The 16,520-nt window shown below is 66.4% G+C and carries 19 protein-coding genes; 12 read left to right on the top strand and 7 right to left on the bottom strand.

What is annotated here, in order from left to right:
* Positions 1-145: 145 nt before the first annotated feature.
* Positions 146-1,186: an RluA family pseudouridine synthase gene (locus ACFSM0_RS04285; RefSeq protein ID WP_377387664.1), complete on the bottom strand. Its 1,041-nt coding sequence runs from the start codon at positions 1,184-1,186 to the stop codon at positions 146-148.
* Between ACFSM0_RS04285 and ACFSM0_RS04280 the strand changes: the two genes are divergently transcribed.
* Complete coding sequence (locus ACFSM0_RS04280; protein ID WP_377387661.1) at positions 1,176-1,478, top strand: DUF6476 family protein; 303 nt, start codon at positions 1,176-1,178, stop codon at positions 1,476-1,478. The two genes, ACFSM0_RS04285 and ACFSM0_RS04280, sit on opposite strands and share 11 nt — an antisense overlap.
* Positions 1,479-1,697: 219 nt before the next feature.
* On the opposite strand, the gene ACFSM0_RS04275 is transcribed toward ACFSM0_RS04280, so the two are convergent.
* Positions 1,698-1,937: an accessory factor UbiK family protein gene (locus tag ACFSM0_RS04275; protein WP_377387658.1), complete on the bottom strand. Its 240-nt coding sequence runs from the start codon at positions 1,935-1,937 to the stop codon at positions 1,698-1,700.
* Positions 1,938-2,103: 166 nt separating this feature from the next.
* Between ACFSM0_RS04275 and lgt the strand changes: the two genes are divergently transcribed.
* The 5 genes from lgt (at position 2,104) to ACFSM0_RS04250 (ending at position 6,379) form a co-directional block, all read left to right on the top strand.
* Positions 2,104-2,988 (top strand): prolipoprotein diacylglyceryl transferase, encoded by an 885-nt coding sequence (gene lgt / locus ACFSM0_RS04270; RefSeq protein WP_377387655.1) that lies wholly within the window; start codon positions 2,104-2,106, stop codon positions 2,986-2,988.
* Positions 2,985-4,064, top strand: a complete 1,080-nt coding sequence (locus ACFSM0_RS04265) for a class I SAM-dependent methyltransferase (protein ID WP_377387652.1) — start codon at positions 2,985-2,987, stop codon at positions 4,062-4,064. The genes lgt and ACFSM0_RS04265 overlap by 4 nt, the downstream gene beginning before the upstream one ends.
* A gap of 39 nt (positions 4,065-4,103) precedes the next feature.
* A complete protein-coding gene (gene pgeF / locus ACFSM0_RS04260; RefSeq protein WP_377387650.1) occupies positions 4,104-4,865 on the top strand; it encodes a peptidoglycan editing factor PgeF in 762 nt (253 codons plus the stop codon).
* 267 nt (positions 4,866-5,132) lie between these two features.
* Complete coding sequence (locus ACFSM0_RS04255) at positions 5,133-5,300, top strand: hypothetical protein (protein ID WP_377387647.1); 168 nt, start codon at positions 5,133-5,135, stop codon at positions 5,298-5,300.
* A 269-nt stretch (positions 5,301-5,569) separates the two neighbouring features.
* Positions 5,570-6,379, top strand: a complete 810-nt coding sequence (locus ACFSM0_RS04250; RefSeq protein ID WP_377387644.1) for a Hint domain-containing protein — start codon at positions 5,570-5,572, stop codon at positions 6,377-6,379.
* 73 nt (positions 6,380-6,452) lie between these two features.
* Here the strand turns inward: ACFSM0_RS04250 and ACFSM0_RS04245 are convergent, their stop codons facing one another.
* The 3 genes from ACFSM0_RS04245 to ACFSM0_RS04235 all read right to left on the bottom strand — a co-directional run bounded on the left by ACFSM0_RS04245 (position 6,453) and on the right by ACFSM0_RS04235 (position 10,050).
* Positions 6,453-7,628 (bottom strand): dipeptidase, encoded by a 1,176-nt coding sequence (locus tag ACFSM0_RS04245; protein ID WP_377387641.1) that lies wholly within the window; start codon positions 7,626-7,628, stop codon positions 6,453-6,455.
* Between the two features lie 77 nt (positions 7,629-7,705).
* Positions 7,706-9,532: a M3 family oligoendopeptidase gene (locus ACFSM0_RS04240; protein WP_377387638.1), complete on the bottom strand. Its 1,827-nt coding sequence runs from the start codon at positions 9,530-9,532 to the stop codon at positions 7,706-7,708.
* 62 nt (positions 9,533-9,594) lie between these two features.
* Positions 9,595-10,050 (bottom strand): hypothetical protein, encoded by a 456-nt coding sequence (locus ACFSM0_RS04235; RefSeq protein ID WP_377387635.1) that lies wholly within the window; start codon positions 10,048-10,050, stop codon positions 9,595-9,597.
* Between the two features lie 75 nt (positions 10,051-10,125).
* Here ACFSM0_RS04235 and ACFSM0_RS04230 point away from each other — a divergent pair, with 75 nt between their 5' ends.
* From ACFSM0_RS04230 to ACFSM0_RS04210, 5 genes are all read left to right on the top strand, one after another.
* The gene (locus ACFSM0_RS04230; RefSeq protein WP_377387633.1) at positions 10,126-10,563 is read left to right on the top strand and encodes a MarR family winged helix-turn-helix transcriptional regulator; all 438 of its coding nucleotides are present in this window, start codon (positions 10,126-10,128) and stop codon (positions 10,561-10,563) included.
* Positions 10,564-10,703: 140 nt separating this feature from the next.
* The gene (locus tag ACFSM0_RS04225; RefSeq protein ID WP_377387630.1) at positions 10,704-12,116 is read left to right on the top strand and encodes a circularly permuted type 2 ATP-grasp protein; all 1,413 of its coding nucleotides are present in this window, start codon (positions 10,704-10,706) and stop codon (positions 12,114-12,116) included.
* Positions 12,117-12,120: 4 nt separating this feature from the next.
* Entirely contained in the window at positions 12,121-13,074 is a 954-nt protein-coding gene (locus ACFSM0_RS04220; protein ID WP_377387628.1) for an alpha-E domain-containing protein, read from the top strand.
* On the top strand, positions 13,071-13,883 hold the full coding sequence (locus tag ACFSM0_RS04215) for a transglutaminase family protein (RefSeq protein ID WP_377387626.1): 813 nt from the start codon (positions 13,071-13,073) through the stop codon (positions 13,881-13,883). Before ACFSM0_RS04220 ends, ACFSM0_RS04215 begins: the two co-directional genes overlap by 4 nt.
* 39 nt (positions 13,884-13,922) lie before the next feature.
* The gene (locus tag ACFSM0_RS04210) at positions 13,923-14,654 is read left to right on the top strand and encodes a proteasome-type protease (RefSeq protein ID WP_377387623.1); all 732 of its coding nucleotides are present in this window, start codon (positions 13,923-13,925) and stop codon (positions 14,652-14,654) included.
* On the opposite strand, the gene ACFSM0_RS04205 is transcribed toward ACFSM0_RS04210, so the two are convergent.
* Entirely contained in the window at positions 14,651-15,589 is a 939-nt protein-coding gene (locus tag ACFSM0_RS04205) for an alpha/beta hydrolase (protein WP_377387620.1), read from the bottom strand. The genes ACFSM0_RS04210 and ACFSM0_RS04205 overlap by 4 nt on opposite strands.
* Positions 15,586-15,873 (bottom strand): SCP2 sterol-binding domain-containing protein, encoded by a 288-nt coding sequence (locus ACFSM0_RS04200; RefSeq protein WP_377387617.1) that lies wholly within the window; start codon positions 15,871-15,873, stop codon positions 15,586-15,588. The genes ACFSM0_RS04205 and ACFSM0_RS04200 overlap by 4 nt, the downstream gene beginning before the upstream one ends.
* A gap of 84 nt (positions 15,874-15,957) precedes the next feature.
* On the opposite strand from ACFSM0_RS04200, the gene ACFSM0_RS04195 reads away from it, so the two are divergent.
* Entirely contained in the window at positions 15,958-16,509 is a 552-nt protein-coding gene (locus ACFSM0_RS04195) for a tetratricopeptide repeat protein (RefSeq protein WP_377387614.1), read from the top strand.
* Positions 16,510-16,520: the final 11 nt, after the last annotated feature.

Genomic DNA, 16,520 nt, shown 5'->3' with positions numbered 1-16,520 from the left:
CATTCTCCCTTCAACCCCGGAAAATGGGGCCCGCGCTCCGGCTTTCAAGGGCGGTCGGGCGGTCGGGCATCCGGTCTCGGGGGCTGAACGGACCATGAACCGCTTTCCGCCGCATCGCAAGCGCACTTGACGGAACTGTGAGAGCTCAGGGGGCGCTTGCGCTGCGCAAGCGGGTCAGCAGGGCCTCGAAATCGGCGGGCAGCGGCGAGGTGAAGCTGAGTTCCTCCCCGCGCACCGGGTGAATGAAGCCGAGCGTGGCGGCATGGAGCGCCTGCCGCGGGAAGGCGGCGACGGCGCTTGCGGCCTCCGCCCCGATGATCCGCACCGGCAGCTTGCGCTTGCCGCCATAAGTCGGATCGCCCAGCAGCCCGTGGCCGACATGGGACATGTGCACCCGGATTTGATGCGTGCGCCCGGTTTCGAGCCAGCAATCGACGAGGGCGGCGATGCCCGCGAAGCTCTCCACCACCCGCGCGCGGGTCACGGCATGGCGCCCGCCCGAGAACAGCACCGCCTGACGTTGCCGGTCGGTCGGGTGGCGGGCCAGCTGGGAGGTGATTTTCAGGATGTTGCCCGCTTCGAAGCTGACACCGCGGATGCCGCGCAGGCGCGGATCGGCGGCGGAGGGCACACCGTAGACCAGCGCGCTGTAATGGCGGTGCACCGTGTGGCGCTCGAACTGTTGCGCGAGCCCGTGGTGGGCGCGGTCGGATTTGGCAACGACGAGAAGGCCCGAGGTGTCCTTGTCGATCCGGTGCACGATGCCCGGGCGCGCCTCGCCGCCAATGCCGGAGAGCTTGCCGCCGAAATGATGCAGCAGCGCGTTTACCAATGTGCCGTCTTCGGTGCCGGGGGCGGGGTGAACGACGAGCCCCGCGGGCTTGTCGATCACGATCAGATCCTCATCCTCCCAGAGCACGCTCAGCGGGATGTCTTGCGCCTGCGTTTCCACCGCGCGGGGCGGCTCCAGCGTGATCTCGTAGATCTCGCCGGGGGCGACCTTGGCCTTGATATCGGTGACGGGCTGGCCGTTGCGCGCCACCGCGCCCTCGGCAATCAGGCGCGCCAGGCGCGAGCGGGAGAGGGCGGCTTCTTCTGGCACAAGCGCCGCCAATGCCTTATCAAGCCGCTCGGCGGGGTTTTCGCCGATCTCGATGCGCAGGAGATGAGACGCGATGTCCGACATGATGCCTTCCGATCCGGCCCCGCCGCCCGAGGTAAAGTTTCTGAAGCTGCTCACCACGACGCTCGCCGGGGTGATGATTGTGGGCCTTCTAACGATCATCGGTCTTCTTGTCACGCGGCTGCCGCACGGGCCGGTGCTGCCCGAGTTGCCCGCGCGGATCGTGTTGCCCGAAGGGGTGAAGGCGGAAACCGTGACCTTCGGGAAAGGGTTCACCGTGGTGGTGAGCGATACCGGGCGGGTTCTGGTTTACCGCCCGGATGGCGCCTTGGTGCAGGATGTGACGCTGGAGTGATGTTTCGCCCCGGCATGGCCGGGCCGACCCGCCGGGGGCGCTGCCCCCGGACCCCCGGGATATTTGGACAAAGTCGAAGAGCGGGCTGGGCTTGCCCCCGACCGGGGGAGCCGGCACCGGAGCGCAAAACACCCCGGACGATCTCGCCGGGGTGCTTGGGTCTTTTCAACGGTTCTTGGCGCTTCAGACGTGGCGGGCCGCCGTCTCTTCTTTGGTCTCTTATTTCGCCTCGAGCGCGTCGAGCCGGGCCTTGAGGGCTTCGTTTTCTTCCCGCGCCTTGATCGCCATCGCTTTCACGGCATCGAATTCTTCACGGGTGACGAAATCGCGCTCGGCAAGCCAGCGGTCCATCCAGCTTTTCATCGCCGTCTCGGCTTCGGTCTTGGCGCCCTGCGCCACGCCCATCGCATTGGTCATCAGTTTCGACATCTCGTCGAAGATCTTGTTCGAAGATTGCATCGCTTTTCCCTCCTGGACCCCGGGCGCGCCGCCCGACCTTCGCCCCTATATGGTCGCGCTCGCGCGCGGAGACAAGGCCGTGAGGGGGCGTGAGAGCGGTTGACTTCGCCGCAGTGGCCGGGCCTTTTGGCTCCGCGACAGATGCGGATGGAGCAACGAGGCCCAGATGGCGATCCCCTTTCCCGAGATTTCCCCCGATGCCTTTGTGATTCCGGGCCTTGGCCTGCCGATCCGCTGGTATGCGCTTGCCTATATCGCCGGGCTGCTGGCGGGCTGGCGCCTTGTTGTGGCGCTGATGCGGCGGCCAAAGCTCTGGGGGGGCACGGCGCCGATGCCGGCCGAGCGGGTCGAGGATCTGCTCACGGCGGTGATTCTCGGCGTCATCCTTGGCGGAAGGCTTGGCTATGTGCTGTTTTATGATCCCGCCACCTATCTTGCTGATCCGCTCGCGGTGATCCGCGTCTGGGAGGGCGGCATGGCCTTCCACGGCGGCTTTCTGGGCGTGGTCGTGGCGGGGCTGTGGTTTTGCTGGCGGGGCCGTTACCCGGCGCTTTCGGTGGGCGATGCCTTCGCGCTGGTGGCGCCGATCGGGCTGTTCTTCGGGCGGATCGCCAATTTCATCAAACCCGAGCTTTGGGGGCGGCCAACGGACCTGCCCTGGGGCGTGATCTTTCCGACCGAGGCGGCGCAGATCTGCCATGGCTGGGCGGGGCAGGTGGATGGCCTTTGCGCGCGCCATCCCTCGCAGCTTTACGAGGCCGGGCTGGAGGGAGGGGTGCTGGGGCTGATCCTCTGGACGCTCGCGGCGCGGGGGGCCTTGCGCCGCCCGGGCCTTGTGATGGGGGTGTTTTTGGCAGGCTACGGCGTGGCGCGCGCGCTGGTGGAACTTGTGCGTCAGCCCGATCTGCAATTTGCCGCGCCGGGCAACCCGCTCGGATACGCGCTGCAACTGGGCGAGGCGGGGCTGACGATGGGGCAGATCCTGTCGATTCCGATGATCCTTGTCGGGCTCTTTTTCGTGCTGCGCGGGCTTTCAGGGCGGCGGGCATGACGCCGCTGGGCGAGGTGCTCGCGCGCCGCATTCTGGCCGAGGGGCCGATGCGGCTTGCCGATTACATGGCCGAGTGCCTGCTGCACCCGGCGCACGGCTATTACGCAACGCGTGACCCCTTTGGCCGGGCGGGAGATTTTATCACCGCGCCGGAGATCAGCCAGATGTTTGGCGAGATGCTCGGGCTTTGCCTTGCGCAGGTCTGGCTTGATCAGGGCAGGCCCGCGCCCTTTCTGCTTGCCGAATGCGGCCCCGGGCGCGGCACCTTGATGGCCGATGTGCTGCGCGCGATCCGCGCCGTGCCGGGCATGACCGAGGCGGCCGAGGTGCATCTGGTCGAGGCCTCGCCGCGCTTGCGCGCGATCCAGCGCGCGCGCCTCGCCCCGCGCGAGGTGATCTGGCACGAGAGCGTTGCAACCCTCCCCGAGGCGCCACTTTACCTCCTCGCCAACGAGTTTTTTGACGCCTTGCCGATCCGCCAGTTCCTGCGCGGTGCCACCGGCTGGGCCGAGCGGCAGGTGGGCCTTGTGGAGGGCCGCCTTGCCCCGGGGCTTGCGCCCCCGGCCTGGTTTGACGCGCTCGCGGCGCGGCGGGCCGACACGCGCCCCGGCGATGTGGTCGAGATCTGCCCCGCCGGGCCCCCGATCATGGCCGAGATCGCCGCGCGCATCGCGCGCCATGGCGGCGTGGCCCTCGTGCTCGATTACGGCCATTGGGTGAGCCTTGGCGATACGTTTCAGGCGGTGAAGGACCATGCGCCCTGTGATCCGTTCGCGGCCCCCGGCCTGGCGGATCTGACGGCCCATGTCGCCTTTGCGCCGCTGGCCGAGGCGGCGCGGGCCGCCGGAGCGCAGGCCTCGGCGATGACCGCGCAGGGCGTGCTGCTTGAGCGGCTCGGCATCACCGCCCGCGCCGAGGCGCTTGCCCGCGGTCTGCGCGGTGCCGCACTCGATGCGCATGTTGCCGCGCATCGGCGCTTGACCCATCCCGCAGAAATGGGTCTGGTGTTCCAGAGCCTTGCGATCTTTCCTGTCACCGCCCCGCTGCCACCGGGTTTCGACGCCGCCCGAGACTGACCACGCATCATCTGCCCTCAAGCCTGACCGATCCGCATCATGCCCACCACGCTCGAAATCCTGACCGCACCGGCCCTTGCTGGCACGCCGCATGGCTTTTTTACCCGCAAGGGCGGGGCCTCCTCGGGGGTGTTTGCCGGGCTCAATTGCGGCCATGGCTCCTCGGACCAGACCGAGGCGGTGGCGCTCAACCGCGCCCGCGTGGCCGAGGCGATGGGGGTGGCGCCCGCGGCGATGGTGGGCGTCTGGCAGGTGCATTCGGCCGATGTGATCGCCGTCGATGCGCCGCTTGAGGGTGCCGTGCAGGCGGATGGGCTTGTCACGGCAACGCCCGGGCTTTTGCTCACCGTGCTCACCGCAGATTGCCAGCCGGTGCTTTTTGCTGACCGCCGGGCCGGGGTGATTGGCGCCACCCATGCCGGCTGGCGCGGCAGCCTTGACGGCATCCTTGAGGAAACGCTCGCAGCGATGGAGCGGCTGGGCGCGCAGCGCGCCGATATCACGGCGGTGATCGGGCCATGCATCTCGCAGCGCGCCTATGAGGTCGGCCATGATTTCATGGAGAATTTCCTTGTCGAAGACGACGGCAACGCCCGGTTCTTTGCCGGGGGGCCGAATGGCAAGCCAATGTTCGACCTGCCCGCCTACAGCCTTGAGCGGCTGCGCAGGGCGGGTGTGGGCCGGGCGGAATGGACGCGCCACTGCACCTATTCCGACCCGGAGCGGTTTTACTCCTACCGCCGCACGACTCATGCCGGCGAGGTCGATTACGGCCGCCTGATCTCCGCGATCCGGCTCTGACCTCTGAAGCCTCCGCATTGCGGCATGATTGCGCCGGTTCGGGCGCGGCTTTGCCACAGCTAAGGCATACTCCCCGCAGAAACGCGGTGCGCGCCTTGTGCCGCGGGCTTTGAGTGTGGAGCCTGTGCCACAATTTTGGTCGTGCTGGGCCAAAAAAAGCGGCGCTCCCGCCCCACCCCTGCCGTATTGGAATGCGAAACCTTAACGCAGACGAAAGGGCCCGCGGGAAGCATTTTTTCCGCGCCGCGCCGAGGCAGGAGAGCACCAATGACAAAGACCACCAACCGCCGCTGGATGCGCGCGGCCCGCACCGGGGCCAAAACCTGCGATTTCAAGATGCCCTGGCAGCGGGGCACGCCGCGGGTGGACATGTGCGCCCGGCGCCGGGGCGCGGCGCTGCCGCCCGTTTCCCGCCGTGCACAGGCCGCGCGCTGACGGCGCGGCGAGCGGCAGGGAGGCCGGGGGCTGCCACCCCCGGCCGGCAAGGCGCGTTGATGCCTTGGGTGATTCGAACCAATTGCGGCGAAATCTGGGCATTGTTGCGGGGGGATTGTGCAGTGCCCCATGAGGGGCGCGGATTGGTCCGCCCGCTTTGCGCAATACGTCACGAAGTTTGACGGGGCCGGCCCGGTCGCGCAGGATGGCCGTGTCTCTCTGCATCCGGTGGGGGCCGCGCAGATGTGACCAGACCGAAAGGCTGTGCCATGTCGTATTCCCACCGGGTCGGGGCCGGGCAGGTCGTGCCTGTGCCCGCAGCCGAGCCCCTGTCGCCTGCGGCGCTGCCGCATCAGGTGATTCCCGCGCCGCGTCCGGTGCGGGCGATGCCGCTCACACGCCGATATGAGGCGATGTGGTGCGATGGCATGGGCGCGATTCAGGACAGCACCCGGCTCGCCCCTGCCACGCCGCTCTTTGAGGAAGCGTTCTCCGCGCTGGCCCGCGGTTCGGTGATTGCCACCGAGCAAGGGCCGGTGGCGGTCGAGGATCTGCTGCCGGGGATGCGTGCGAAGACCGGGGAGGGCGGGCTTGAGCGCGTCACCTGGGTCGGCTCGATGGTGATCTATCCCGATCCGCATGAGGGGGAGGGGCGCGAACCGGTGCGCCTGACGCGGATCACCGCAGAGGCGCTGGGCGCCGGGCGCCCGATGCCGGACCTTGTGCTGGGCCCGCGGGCGCGGCTGTGCCTGCGCGATCCGCGGTTGATGGGGGTGATCGGGCGCGAGGTGGCGTATGTGCCCGCGCGCGCCTTTATCGACGGGGTGAGCGTGATCGAGGTGACGCCGCTTGCGCCGGTCACGGTCTATCATGTGGTGCTCGAAAACCATGGCTCGCTGCGCGTGGCCGGGCTCGAGGTGGAGGCGTTCCACCCCGGCGAGGGGGTGGAGCGGATGATCGACCCGCGCATGCTCTCGCTCTTTGAGGCGCAGTTTCCGCAGCTCGAAGGGCTCTCCGGTTTCGGCCCGCTTGCGCATCCGCGTCTGACCCGGTTCGAGGTGGAGAGCCTCTGGGTATGAGAGGTTTCGCCCCGGCGGGGCCGGGGCGACCCGCGGGGGGCTGCCGCCCCCCGGCCCCCCGCTGCGGGGCGCGCTATCGGGGGAGCGTCTCGCGCAGATAGCGCACCATGTTCGCCCCCATGACCTTGGCGATGATCTCGGGGCTCAGGCCCGCATCCAGCAGCGCCTGGGTCAGGGCGGCAAGTTCGGAACTGTCGAATTCCGTCTCCACCGCGCCATCGAAATCCGAGCCGAGCGCGACATGATCTTCGCCCACCAGCGCCACCGCCGCCACGATCACCTTGGCCACGCCCGCGGGGGAGGCATCGCAGGTCACATCCTTCCAGTAGCCGATGCCGATCAGCCCGCCCTTTGCCGCCACCGCCTGCATCAGATCATCGGGGAAGTTGCGCTTGACCGGGCAGACCGAATGGAGGCCGCCGTGGCTGACGATCGGGCGCGTGCGCGCCATCGCCAGCACCTCGCGCGCCATCTTTTCGGAGGCATGGGCGAGGTCGATCACCATGTGTTTCTCGACCATCTTTGCCACCACCGCCCGCCCGAAGGGGGTGAGGCCCGCATCTTCCTGCCCATGCAGGCTGCCGCCAAGCTCATTGTCGAAGAAATGGGTGAGCCCCATCAGCCGGAAGCCCGCATCATAAAGCCGGTTGAGGTTTTCGAGCTTGCCCTCGAGCACATGGCCGCCCTCAGCGCCAAGGATCCCGGCCACGGTTTGGGCCCCGCCCGCGCGCGCCGCCAGCACGCGCTCAAGATCGGCGGCGGTGCGCACCACCACAAGCTGATCGGGGGCGCGCGCGGCCACCGCATTGAGCCTTGCCGCCTGATCGAGGCCGCGCTCGGTGAGGCTGAACCATGTTTTCGGCGGGCGCGCCTCGGCGATCACCAGCGCGGTGATATTGTCGCGCGCATCCTCTGAATTGTGCTCATAATTCTGCCCGGCGGGGGATTTGGTGACGGTGGTGAACACCTGCACCGCCACATTGCCCGCCCGCAGCCGCGGCAGATCGACATGGCCGCGGTCCGAGCGCGTCAGCAGATCGCGGTCCCAGAGCAGTGCATCGGAATGCCAATCGCCGATGGTGAGTGTCTTGTGCAGCGCCGCCGCGTGTTCCGAGACCGGCCATGGATCATGCGGCACGACCCGGTTCTGTCCCTTCTCGATGATCCCGGGGGCAAAGGCGAAGAACGCCCCCGCCGCCAAGACGACGACCCCGCCAAGCCCCATTGCAATGCGTTTGCCCCAGCCCATGCGATCCCTCCCGTTTCGGGAAGGCTAGCAGGGCCGGGCGCAGGCGCAAAGCACCGAGCTGACACGCGGACGCAGGGTCAGGCTTCCATCGCCTCCAGCTCGTCGATGAAGCCCGCGATCATGTCGAGCCCCTTGTTCCAGAATGCCGGGTCGGAGGCATCAAGCCCGAAGGGCGCCAAGAGATCCTTGTGGTGCTTCGAGCCGCCCGCCTCCAGCATCTCGAAATATTTCGTCTGGAAGTCGGCAAGCCCGCCCGCATAGGTCGCGTAAAGCGCGTTCACGAGACCATCGCCGAAAGCATAGGCATAGACATAGAACGGCGAATGGACGAAATGCGGGATATAGGTCCAGAACGTCTCATAGCCCGGCATGAACTCGAACGCCGGACCGAGGCTTTCGCCCTGAACCGACATCCAGAGCGCGTTGATATCCTCGGGCGTCAGCTCCCCTTTGGCGCGCGCGGCGTGGAGCTTGCACTCGAAATCGTAAAACGCGATCTGGCGCACCACGGTGTTGATCATGTCTTCGACCTTGCCGGCCAGAAGCTGCTTGCGCTCGGCGGGTGTTCTGGCGCCATCAAGAAGCGCGCGGAAGGTCAGCATCTCGCCAAAGACCGAAGCCGTTTCCGCCAGCGTCAGCGGCGTGTCGGAAAGCATCGGCCCCTGTTTTGCGGCCAGCACCTGATGCACGCCGTGGCCCAGCTCATGGGCGAGCGTCATCACATCGCGCGGCTTGCCGAGGTAATTGAGCATCACATAGGGGTGGACGGTGGTCACGGTGGGGTGGGCAAAGGCGCCGGGCGCCTTGCCGGGCTTCACCCCCGCGTCGATCCAGCCTTTTTCGAAGAAGGGGTCGGCAATTTCCGCCATTTTCGGCGCAAAGCTGCCATAGGCGCCGAGCACCGTGGCCTTTGCCTCGTCCCACAAGATCTTGCGCGGGGTCTCGGTCGGGAGGGGGGCGTTGCGGTCCCAGATCTGCAGTTTTTCGAGCCCGAGCCACTTGGCTTTGAGGGCATAGTAACGGTGCGAGAGCCGCGGATAGGCGGCCACAACGGCATTGCGCAGCGCCTCCACCACCTCGGGCTCGACATGGTTGGAAAGATGCCGCCCGGTCTGGGGGGTGGGCATTTTCCGCCAGCGGTCCTCGATCTCCTTTTCCTTAGCGAGCGTGTTGTGGACACGAGCGAAAAGCTTCACGTTCTCGCCAAAGACGCGGGCGAGCTCGCGCGCCGCCGCCTCGCGTTTGGCGCGGTCATGATCGCTCATCAGCGTGGTGGCGGCCTCAAGGCTCAGCGCTTCACCATCCACCGTGAAGGTGAGCGCGGCAGAGGTCTCGTCAAACAGCCGGTTCCATGCCGCCGCCCCCACGACCGATTGATCGTGCAGGAATTTTTCCAGCTCGTCGGAGAGCTGATAGGGTTTCATCGCGCGCATCCGGTCAAACACCGGCTTGAAGCGGGCCACCGCCGGATCGGCAAAGACGGCCTCATAGCGCGCATCCTCGATGCGGTTGAATTCGAGCGAAAAGAACACGAGCGGCGTGGTGAAGGCGGTGATGCGGTCTTGCGCATCGGCCATGAACTTGGCGCGGCCCGCATCGGTCGTGCATTGGTAATAGCGCAGCCCGGCATAGGACATGATGCGCCCCGCCGTGGTCTCGATCGCCTCGTAACGGGCGATGCAGTCGGCCATCGCGGCGGCATCAAGCGTGGCAAGCTTGCCCTCGTAATCGGCGGCAAAGGCCGCGCATTCGCGCTCCAGCCAGCCCATGTCGCGCGCGAATTCGGGCGCATCGGGCGCGGTGTAGAGGTCGCTCAGATCCCAGTCGGGCAGGGCGCCGAAGTCGCCGCCCCCTTTGGTCGCGGCGGAAGCGTCGAAAACCGGGGTGGGCAGGGTGATGTTCATGGAAACCTCGCAATCTGTCCCCCCACAGATAGGGTCTGCGGGGGGGGCGGTGCAAGGGTCGCTCAGGCGGCCGCCGGTTTGCGGGCACGGGCATGGGCAAGGCCGTCGCGCATGTTGCGCCCCAAAAGCCAGAGGTTGACGAGCGCCGCGAGCCGCTCAAGCTGGGTCAACGCCACGAAGTCGGCGCCTGTGTGCCCGGTGCTGGCACGCCAGGCAAGGAGCGCCGCGAGCGGCACCAGAAGCCCGAGCCCGAGCGCCGCCACCCGCTTCATCCGCGCGCGCTTTTGCGCCACAAAAGCACCGTTCCAGCCCCGCCCGAGCTTGCTGCCCGAGCCGCCCGCCAGCGCCATTGCGGGCAAGAGCACCAGCGCCACCACCCACAGGATATTGCCCCGCATCGCCGCGATGTCGGCTGGCACGCCGGTCAGTTCATGCGCGAGGATCGTGGCCTGAAGGCCGCAGATTGTCGCCATTGCCACGCCGCCCGCCGCAGCATGCAGTTTTGATAAAGGAAGCATCGACTCACTCCATATAAATAGCATGCTATGCAATATGAAATTGAATTGCATGCTATGCAACTGCTATCGCAGGCCATGGACATTGCATCTTTTGACAAGGCCAGTTCCGCCGGGTTTCTGGCCAACATGATGGCGCGGCTTTTTGAGAACCGGCTCGCGGCGGCGATCCGGCCCCTGGGGCTCACGCCCGCGCAATTCATGACGCTGCTGGAGCTTTGGGCCGAGGAGGGCCAGACGCAGGCCGGCCTCGTCGCGCGGCTTGCGGTGGAACAGGCGACGATGGCGGGCACGCTGGGGCGGATGGAGCGCGACGGGCTGATCGAACGCCGCCCGCATCCGAGCGACAAGCGCGCCCAGACATTGCACCTGACTGCGCGTGCCCGTGCGCTTGAGGCTCCCGCCACCGAGGCCGCGCAGGCGGTCAATACGCGCGCGCTGGCCGGGCTCACGCCGGAAGAACAGGCGCTTTTCCTCGACCTGATGGGGCGTGTGATCGGGCGCTTGGGAAAATGACGGCGCGAATGCCCGAAATTTAGGCGGAGAGGCGGAAATTGAGCGCCGCGCACAACTTCCCCGCGAGAATGGGCGTGGCTCACCTTCCGCTCCGCCCGACCGCTGCCTAGGATTCGATCAAGGCCGGAGGAATCATCGCGATGACGGAATATTTCAACGAAATGTATGAGGGCGGGAAAGTCCGCGAGCCTTACCGGCGGCTTGAGGATTGGACGAACGCCATGCCCGCAGAATTGCGGGCGATGAAACAGGCGGAAGCGGAGGCGCTCTTTCGCCGGATCGGCATCACTTTCGCCGTTTATGGCGAGGGTGGCGACCCGGACCGGCTGATCCCGTTCGACATGTTTCCGCGCGTGTTCACGCAAAACGAATGGCGCAAGCTTGAGCGGGGCATCAAGCAACGCGCGCGCGCGCTCAATGCCTTCCTGCTTGATGTGTATGGCCGTGCCGAGATCGTGCGCGCGGGCAAGATCCCGGGGCGGCTCGTGTTCCAGAACGAGGCGTTCGAGCGCGCGGTGACAGGCTTCACGCCGCCACGGGGGATCTATTCCCACATTGTCGGCATCGACATCGTGCGCACCGGGCCCGATGAGTTTTTTGTGCTCGAAGACAATTGCCGCACCCCCTCGGGCGTCAGCTACATGCTGGAAAACCGCGAGATCATGATGCGGATGTTCCCGCAGCTGTTCCGCGAAAACCGGATCGAGCCGGTTGATGGTTACGCCGATGCGCTGCGCCGCACGCTCGCCTCGGTCGCCCCCGCAAAATGCGACCGCGAGCCCAATATCGGCATCCTGACGCCGGGCCATTACAACTCCGCCTATTACGAACACAGCTTTCTTGCCGATCTGATGGGGGTGGAGCTGGTCGAGGGCGCCGATCTTTTTGTCGAAGGCGGGTTCGTGTGGATGCGCACCACCGAGGGGCCGAAAAAGCTCGACGTGATCTACCGCCGCATCGACGACGCCTTCCTTGATCCGCTCTGCTTCCGACCGGACTCGATGCTCGGCATTCCGGGTCTGATGGATGTCTACCGCTCAGGCGGCGTCAGCATCTGTTCGGCCCCGGGCGCAGGGGTCGCGGATGACAAGGCGGTCTATACGTTCGTGCCGGAGATGGTGCGCTTCTACCTTGGCGAGGAGCCGCTTTTGAACAACGTGCCCACCTGGCAATGCGCCAAGGCGGACGATTGCAAATATGTGCTTGAGCACATGGGAGAGCTGGTGGTGAAAGAGGTGCATGGCTCGGGCGGCTACGGCATGCTGGTGGGGCCGAAATCCACCACCGAGCAGATCGAGGCGTTCCGCGCCAAGGTTGCGGCCCATCCCGAGAATTACATCGCCCAGCCAACGCTGGCGCTCTCCACCACGCCCACCTTCGTGCAAGAAGGGATCGCGCCGCGGCATGTGGATCTGCGCCCCTATTGCCTCGTGGGCGAGAAGATCGAGCTTGTCCCCGGCGGGCTCACGCGGGTGGCGCTCACCGAGGGCTCGCTCGTCGTGAACTCCTCGCAGGGCGGGGGCGTCAAGGATACCTGGGTGTTGGCGGAGTGACGACATGCTGAGCCGGACCGCTGAAAACCTGTTCTGGATTGCGCGTTACATCGAACGCGCCGAAACCATGGCGCGGCTGCTCGAAGTGGGCGCGCGGATCGCGCTGATGCCCTCGGCCGGGCATGGCTACCGCAGCGAATGGGAGAGCCTGTTGCAGGCCTCGGGCACCGCCGAGGGGTTCTCGGCCAAATATGGCGACCCGGTGCAGCGCAACATCGAGAGCTATCTGTTCTTTGACCGCGACAACCCCTCTTCGGTCGTGTCCTGCCTCGAACGCGCGCGGGAGAACGCGCGGATCGTGCGCACGGCGCTGACCTCGCAGGTCTGGGATGCGCTCAACGGCGCCTTTCAGGAGATGCGCCGGCTGGAGCGGATGCCGCGCTCGGAGCTTGAGGTGACCGAGCTCACCGAATGGGTGAACCGGCAGGCGGCGCTGGTGCGCGGCGCGATTGATGCCACGCTTTTGCGCAACGACGGCTACGCCTTTCTGAACCTCGGCTTTGCCTTGGAGCGCGCCGACAACACCGCGCGGCTGATCGATGTGAAATATTTCGTGCTGCTGCCGAGCGTCGATTTTGTCGGCTCCGGGCTCGACAATTACCAGTGGCAAACGCTTTTGCGCGCGCTCTCGGCGCATCGCGCCTTCCACTGGGCCTATGGCGGTGACATCACCGCCGCAAAGATCGCGCATTTCCTGATCCTCAATCCGCAGTCGCCGCGCTCGCTCGTGACCGCCGTCACCATGGCGATGGAGCATCTTGATGCGCTGGCGCGCGGTTATCAGAAATCCGGCCCCGCCCAGATGCGCGCGCGTGCGCTGGTGGGCGAGATCGCCGAAACCCGCGTTGAAGAGATTTTCGACGAGGGGCTGCACGAATTTCTCACGCGCTTCATCCGCGATGTCAGCGAATTGTCGGAGATGGTGCAGAACATGTATCTGAGCGGAGACGCAAGATGATCCTGACAGTCGAGCATGTCACGAGCTACGAATATGATGCGCCGATGCGGGCCGCCGTGCAGTCCTTGCGGCTTTTCCCGGCGCGGTTCGACGGTCAGAGAGTGATCCGCTGGGCGGTTGCCGTCGAGGGCGGCACCCGCGGCGGCAGCTTTCGGGACGGGGCGGGCGACAAGGTCGAGGGCTGGTCGGTGCGCGGCCCGGTGAGCGCGGTCACGATCACCGTTTCGGGGCAGGTCGATACCGCCGATACCGCGGGCGTGCTGCGTGGCCACCGCGAGACGGTCTCGCCGCTGGCCTATTTGCGCGAGACCACCGCCACCTGGCAAAGCGCCGAGATCCGCGACCTTGCCCATGAGGCGGCGGGGGAGGCGACAGATGGGCTCGACCGGGCGCACCGGCTGTCGAGCGCTGTGGCCGAGGCCATCGCCTATCGCCCCGGCGCCACCACCGCCCATACCACCGCCGCCGAGGCGCTGGCGCAGGGCGAGGGGGTCTGTCAGGACCATGCCCATGCCTTGATCGCCTGTGCCCGCTCGCTGGGCCTGCCGGCGCGCTATGTTTCCGGCTATCTTCATGCCCGCGACGATGGCGAGCCCCATGAGGCGGCGCATGCCTGGGCGGAGATCTGGGTTGAGACCATTGGCTGGATCGGTTTTGACCCCGCCAACCGCTGCTGCCCGGATGCCCGCTTCATCCGCCTCGGCTCGGGGCTTGATGCGCGCGAGGCGGCGCCCATTCGCGGCGTGGCGCTGGGCGAGGGGGCCGAACGGCTCGATGTCTCTGTTGCGCTGGAAGCGGTGCAGCAATAGGGTGCGCGGCGGTGCTGTGCCGGGGGGCAAGGAACGATTATGACCTATTGTGTGGGCCTCTTGCTCGATGCGGGCATGGTGCTTTTGAGTGACACGCGCACCAACGCGGGGCTCGACAACATTGCAACCTATCGCAAGATGTTCATTTTCGAGGAGCCGGGCGAGCGGGTGATCACCATCCTCACGGCCGGATCGCTCTCGGTGACGCAAACAACGATCGCGCGGCTGCGCGAGGCGATCGAGCATCCCGAAGCCAGCGAGGACGACTCGATCATGAAGGCGCCGACGATGCTGAACGTGGCCGAGATCATCGGCAACACGCTCGCCTCGGTGCGCCAGGACATCGACCACAAGATGAACGCCTCGAAAGTCTCGGTCACCGCTTCGATGATCGTGGCGGGCCAGCGCAAGGGCGGAGCGATGCGGCTTTTCCTCGTTTACCCCGAGGGGAATTTCATCGAGGCGACGGAGGACACGCCGTTTTTGCAGATCGGCGAGCATAAATACGGCAAGCCGATCCTCGACCGGGTGGTGCGCCCTTCGACCACGCTCGAAGACGGGCAGAAGGCGGTGCTGTTGTCGATGGATTCGACGCTGCGCTCGAACCTCTCGGTCGGCATGCCGCTCGACCTTGCCGTGATCGCGCGCGACGATTGCAAAGTGACCAGCAAGCGCCGCATCGAGAAGGATGACCCGCAATTCGCGGCAATGTCGCACGGCTGGTCCGAGGCGCTCCGCGATGGCTTTGGCCGGATCGACCTGATCAGCTAGCGCACCGTATCAAAGAGCGCGGTGCAGGCGTCATAAAAACGCGCCTGCCGCGCCGGGCTCTCCATCATCAACTCGTGTTCGGCGCCCTCGAAAATCTCGAGCCGCCCTTTCGGCCAGCGGTTCATCCGCGCCCGCACCCAATGGGTTGCCACGATCCGCTCATTGCCGCCAAGCGCGCAATAGCAGGGCAGATCGGGGGAGGGGAGCGCATCGAGCGCGGCGCATTCGAGGATGCCCTCGCAGACCCAGCGATAAGAGGGCCCGGCCAGCGCGAGCGCGGGCACCGCCTGCAGATGCGTGAGCATGAAGGCCCACATCTCGGCATCGGTGGTCAGCTTGTTGTCGGCAAAGGGCGCACTTGGCACATAACTCTTGCGCGAGAAGCCGGGCGGGTAATGGGTGGCAAGCGGCGAGGCGCGCAGGAGCCGTGCGACCGTCGGGCCGATCGGCTGGATCAGCCGCGGCAGGCCAATCGCCCACATCGGCGCAGAAAAGGCACAGGCCGCAAAGGGATGCTCTTCCATCACCCGGCGCAGGCCAATCGCGCCGCCCATCGAATGCCCAAGGATGACCCAGGGCCGCGGCAGGTCAAGCTCGGTCGCCGCCGCCAAAACAGCGTCAAAATCGCGCTGGTAATCGTCAAAATGAACGATGTCGCCCTGCATCGGATCATGGGCGGGGCGATCCGCCAGCCCCTGACCGCGCCAGTCCACGGCCAGCATCGCATAGCCACGCGCGGCAAAAGCGGCCGCTGCGGGGCCATATTTCTCGACATATTCGGTGCGCCCGGGCAGCAGGAACACCGTGCCCTTCGCCCCTGCCTTCGGCCAGAGACCAAGCCGGATCCGCACCCCGTCAGAGGTGCGCAGCCACCATGCCGCGCCGCCCTCGGGCCCGCGCGCGATCTCCGAATGCAGGGGCGCGGGGCCGATCACGAGAGCGCGGCGCCCAGTTGCATCGCCAGCCCCATCGGGCCGTCGATCTTCAGCTTGCCCTGCATGAAGGCCATGGTCGGGTTCACATCGCCCGAGAGCATGCCGCGGAACGTGTCGGTATCGGCGGTGAGCGTCACATCGGCCTCAGCGTCGCCCGCGCGCACGCCATCGGGATCGGCGATGATCGAGCCCTCGCCCTCGATGACGAATTTGGCGACCGAGGAGAACCCGTTCGGAAGCTTTTCCGACAGTTGCTCCACGGCCTTTTCGATGACGATGCTCATGTTTCCTCCGAATCTGGTCTCGCGAATCTGGTTTGGGCTCTCGCTTTTCACAGCGGATCGCCTACATTCCCGTATATGAAGTGCATGGCCTTGCAAAACAAATGTATCGTTGCGGCACTCGTCGCGTTCGTCAACCTTGGCGTGTGTGCCCATGCCGAGACGGCGGGGCTGGAGCGCGCCTTTGCCGAACTCGCGGACCCGGATTATGCGGGCTGGGAGCGCGCCGAATCAGACATTCGCCGCGCCTGGTCCCGCTCGGGCTCTCCGGCGATGGATCTGTTGCTCAAACGCGGCGAGGCGGCGCTCGATGCCGGTGATCTGACCGCGGCAATCGAGCATCTGACCGCGCTCACCGACCATGATCCCGGCTTTGCAGAGGGGTTCAATGCGCGTGCCACCGCCTATGCGATGGCGGGGCTTTACGGCCCGTCGATGGCGGATATCGCCCAGGTGCTGCGGCTTGAGCCAAGGCACTGGGGCGCGCTTGCCGGGCTTGGCGGGATGCTCGCCGATATGGGCGAGTCGCAGCGCGCGCTTGCTGCTTACCGTGCCTCTTTCGCCTTGAACCCGCATCAGCAGGATGTGAAAGACGCGATTGCACGACTGCAAAAGGAGCTCGCGGGCACCACCCTGTGAGGCCTGCCGGA

Source organism: Rhodobacter lacus, assembly GCF_042683065.1.
Taxonomy (GTDB): domain Bacteria; phylum Pseudomonadota; class Alphaproteobacteria; order Rhodobacterales; family Rhodobacteraceae; genus Rhodobacter; species Rhodobacter lacus.
This window is presented reverse-complemented; position numbering and strand designations above follow the sequence as displayed.

What these genes read in the sequence shown, in the direction of transcription:
- ACFSM0_RS04280 (WP_377387661.1), top strand. Translation starts at nt 1,176, where the DNA reads ATGTCCGACATGATGCCTTCCGATCCGGCCCCGCCGCCCGAGGTAAAG.
- ACFSM0_RS04285 (WP_377387664.1), bottom strand. Translation starts at nt 1,186, where the DNA reads ATGTCGGACATCGCGTCTCATCTCCTGCGCATCGAGATCGGCGAAAAC.
- ACFSM0_RS04275 (WP_377387658.1), bottom strand. Translation starts at nt 1,937, where the DNA reads ATGCAATCTTCGAACAAGATCTTCGACGAGATGTCGAAACTGATGACC.
- lgt (WP_377387655.1), top strand. Translation starts at nt 2,104, where the DNA reads ATGGCGATCCCCTTTCCCGAGATTTCCCCCGATGCCTTTGTGATTCCG.
- ACFSM0_RS04265 (WP_377387652.1), top strand. Translation starts at nt 2,985, where the DNA reads ATGACGCCGCTGGGCGAGGTGCTCGCGCGCCGCATTCTGGCCGAGGGG.
- pgeF (WP_377387650.1), top strand. Translation starts at nt 4,104, where the DNA reads ATGCCCACCACGCTCGAAATCCTGACCGCACCGGCCCTTGCTGGCACG.
- ACFSM0_RS04255 (WP_377387647.1), top strand. Translation starts at nt 5,133, where the DNA reads ATGACAAAGACCACCAACCGCCGCTGGATGCGCGCGGCCCGCACCGGG.
- ACFSM0_RS04250 (WP_377387644.1), top strand. Translation starts at nt 5,570, where the DNA reads ATGTCGTATTCCCACCGGGTCGGGGCCGGGCAGGTCGTGCCTGTGCCC.
- ACFSM0_RS04245 (WP_377387641.1), bottom strand. Translation starts at nt 7,628, where the DNA reads ATGGGCTGGGGCAAACGCATTGCAATGGGGCTTGGCGGGGTCGTCGTC.
- ACFSM0_RS04240 (WP_377387638.1), bottom strand. Translation starts at nt 9,532, where the DNA reads ATGAACATCACCCTGCCCACCCCGGTTTTCGACGCTTCCGCCGCGACC.
- ACFSM0_RS04235 (WP_377387635.1), bottom strand. Translation starts at nt 10,050, where the DNA reads ATGCTTCCTTTATCAAAACTGCATGCTGCGGCGGGCGGCGTGGCAATG.
- ACFSM0_RS04230 (WP_377387633.1), top strand. Translation starts at nt 10,126, where the DNA reads ATGGACATTGCATCTTTTGACAAGGCCAGTTCCGCCGGGTTTCTGGCC.
- ACFSM0_RS04225 (WP_377387630.1), top strand. Translation starts at nt 10,704, where the DNA reads ATGACGGAATATTTCAACGAAATGTATGAGGGCGGGAAAGTCCGCGAG.
- ACFSM0_RS04220 (WP_377387628.1), top strand. Translation starts at nt 12,121, where the DNA reads ATGCTGAGCCGGACCGCTGAAAACCTGTTCTGGATTGCGCGTTACATC.
- ACFSM0_RS04215 (WP_377387626.1), top strand. Translation starts at nt 13,071, where the DNA reads ATGATCCTGACAGTCGAGCATGTCACGAGCTACGAATATGATGCGCCG.
- ACFSM0_RS04210 (WP_377387623.1), top strand. Translation starts at nt 13,923, where the DNA reads ATGACCTATTGTGTGGGCCTCTTGCTCGATGCGGGCATGGTGCTTTTG.
- ACFSM0_RS04200 (WP_377387617.1), bottom strand. Translation starts at nt 15,873, where the DNA reads ATGAGCATCGTCATCGAAAAGGCCGTGGAGCAACTGTCGGAAAAGCTT.
- ACFSM0_RS04195 (WP_377387614.1), top strand. Translation starts at nt 15,958, where the DNA reads ATGGCCTTGCAAAACAAATGTATCGTTGCGGCACTCGTCGCGTTCGTC.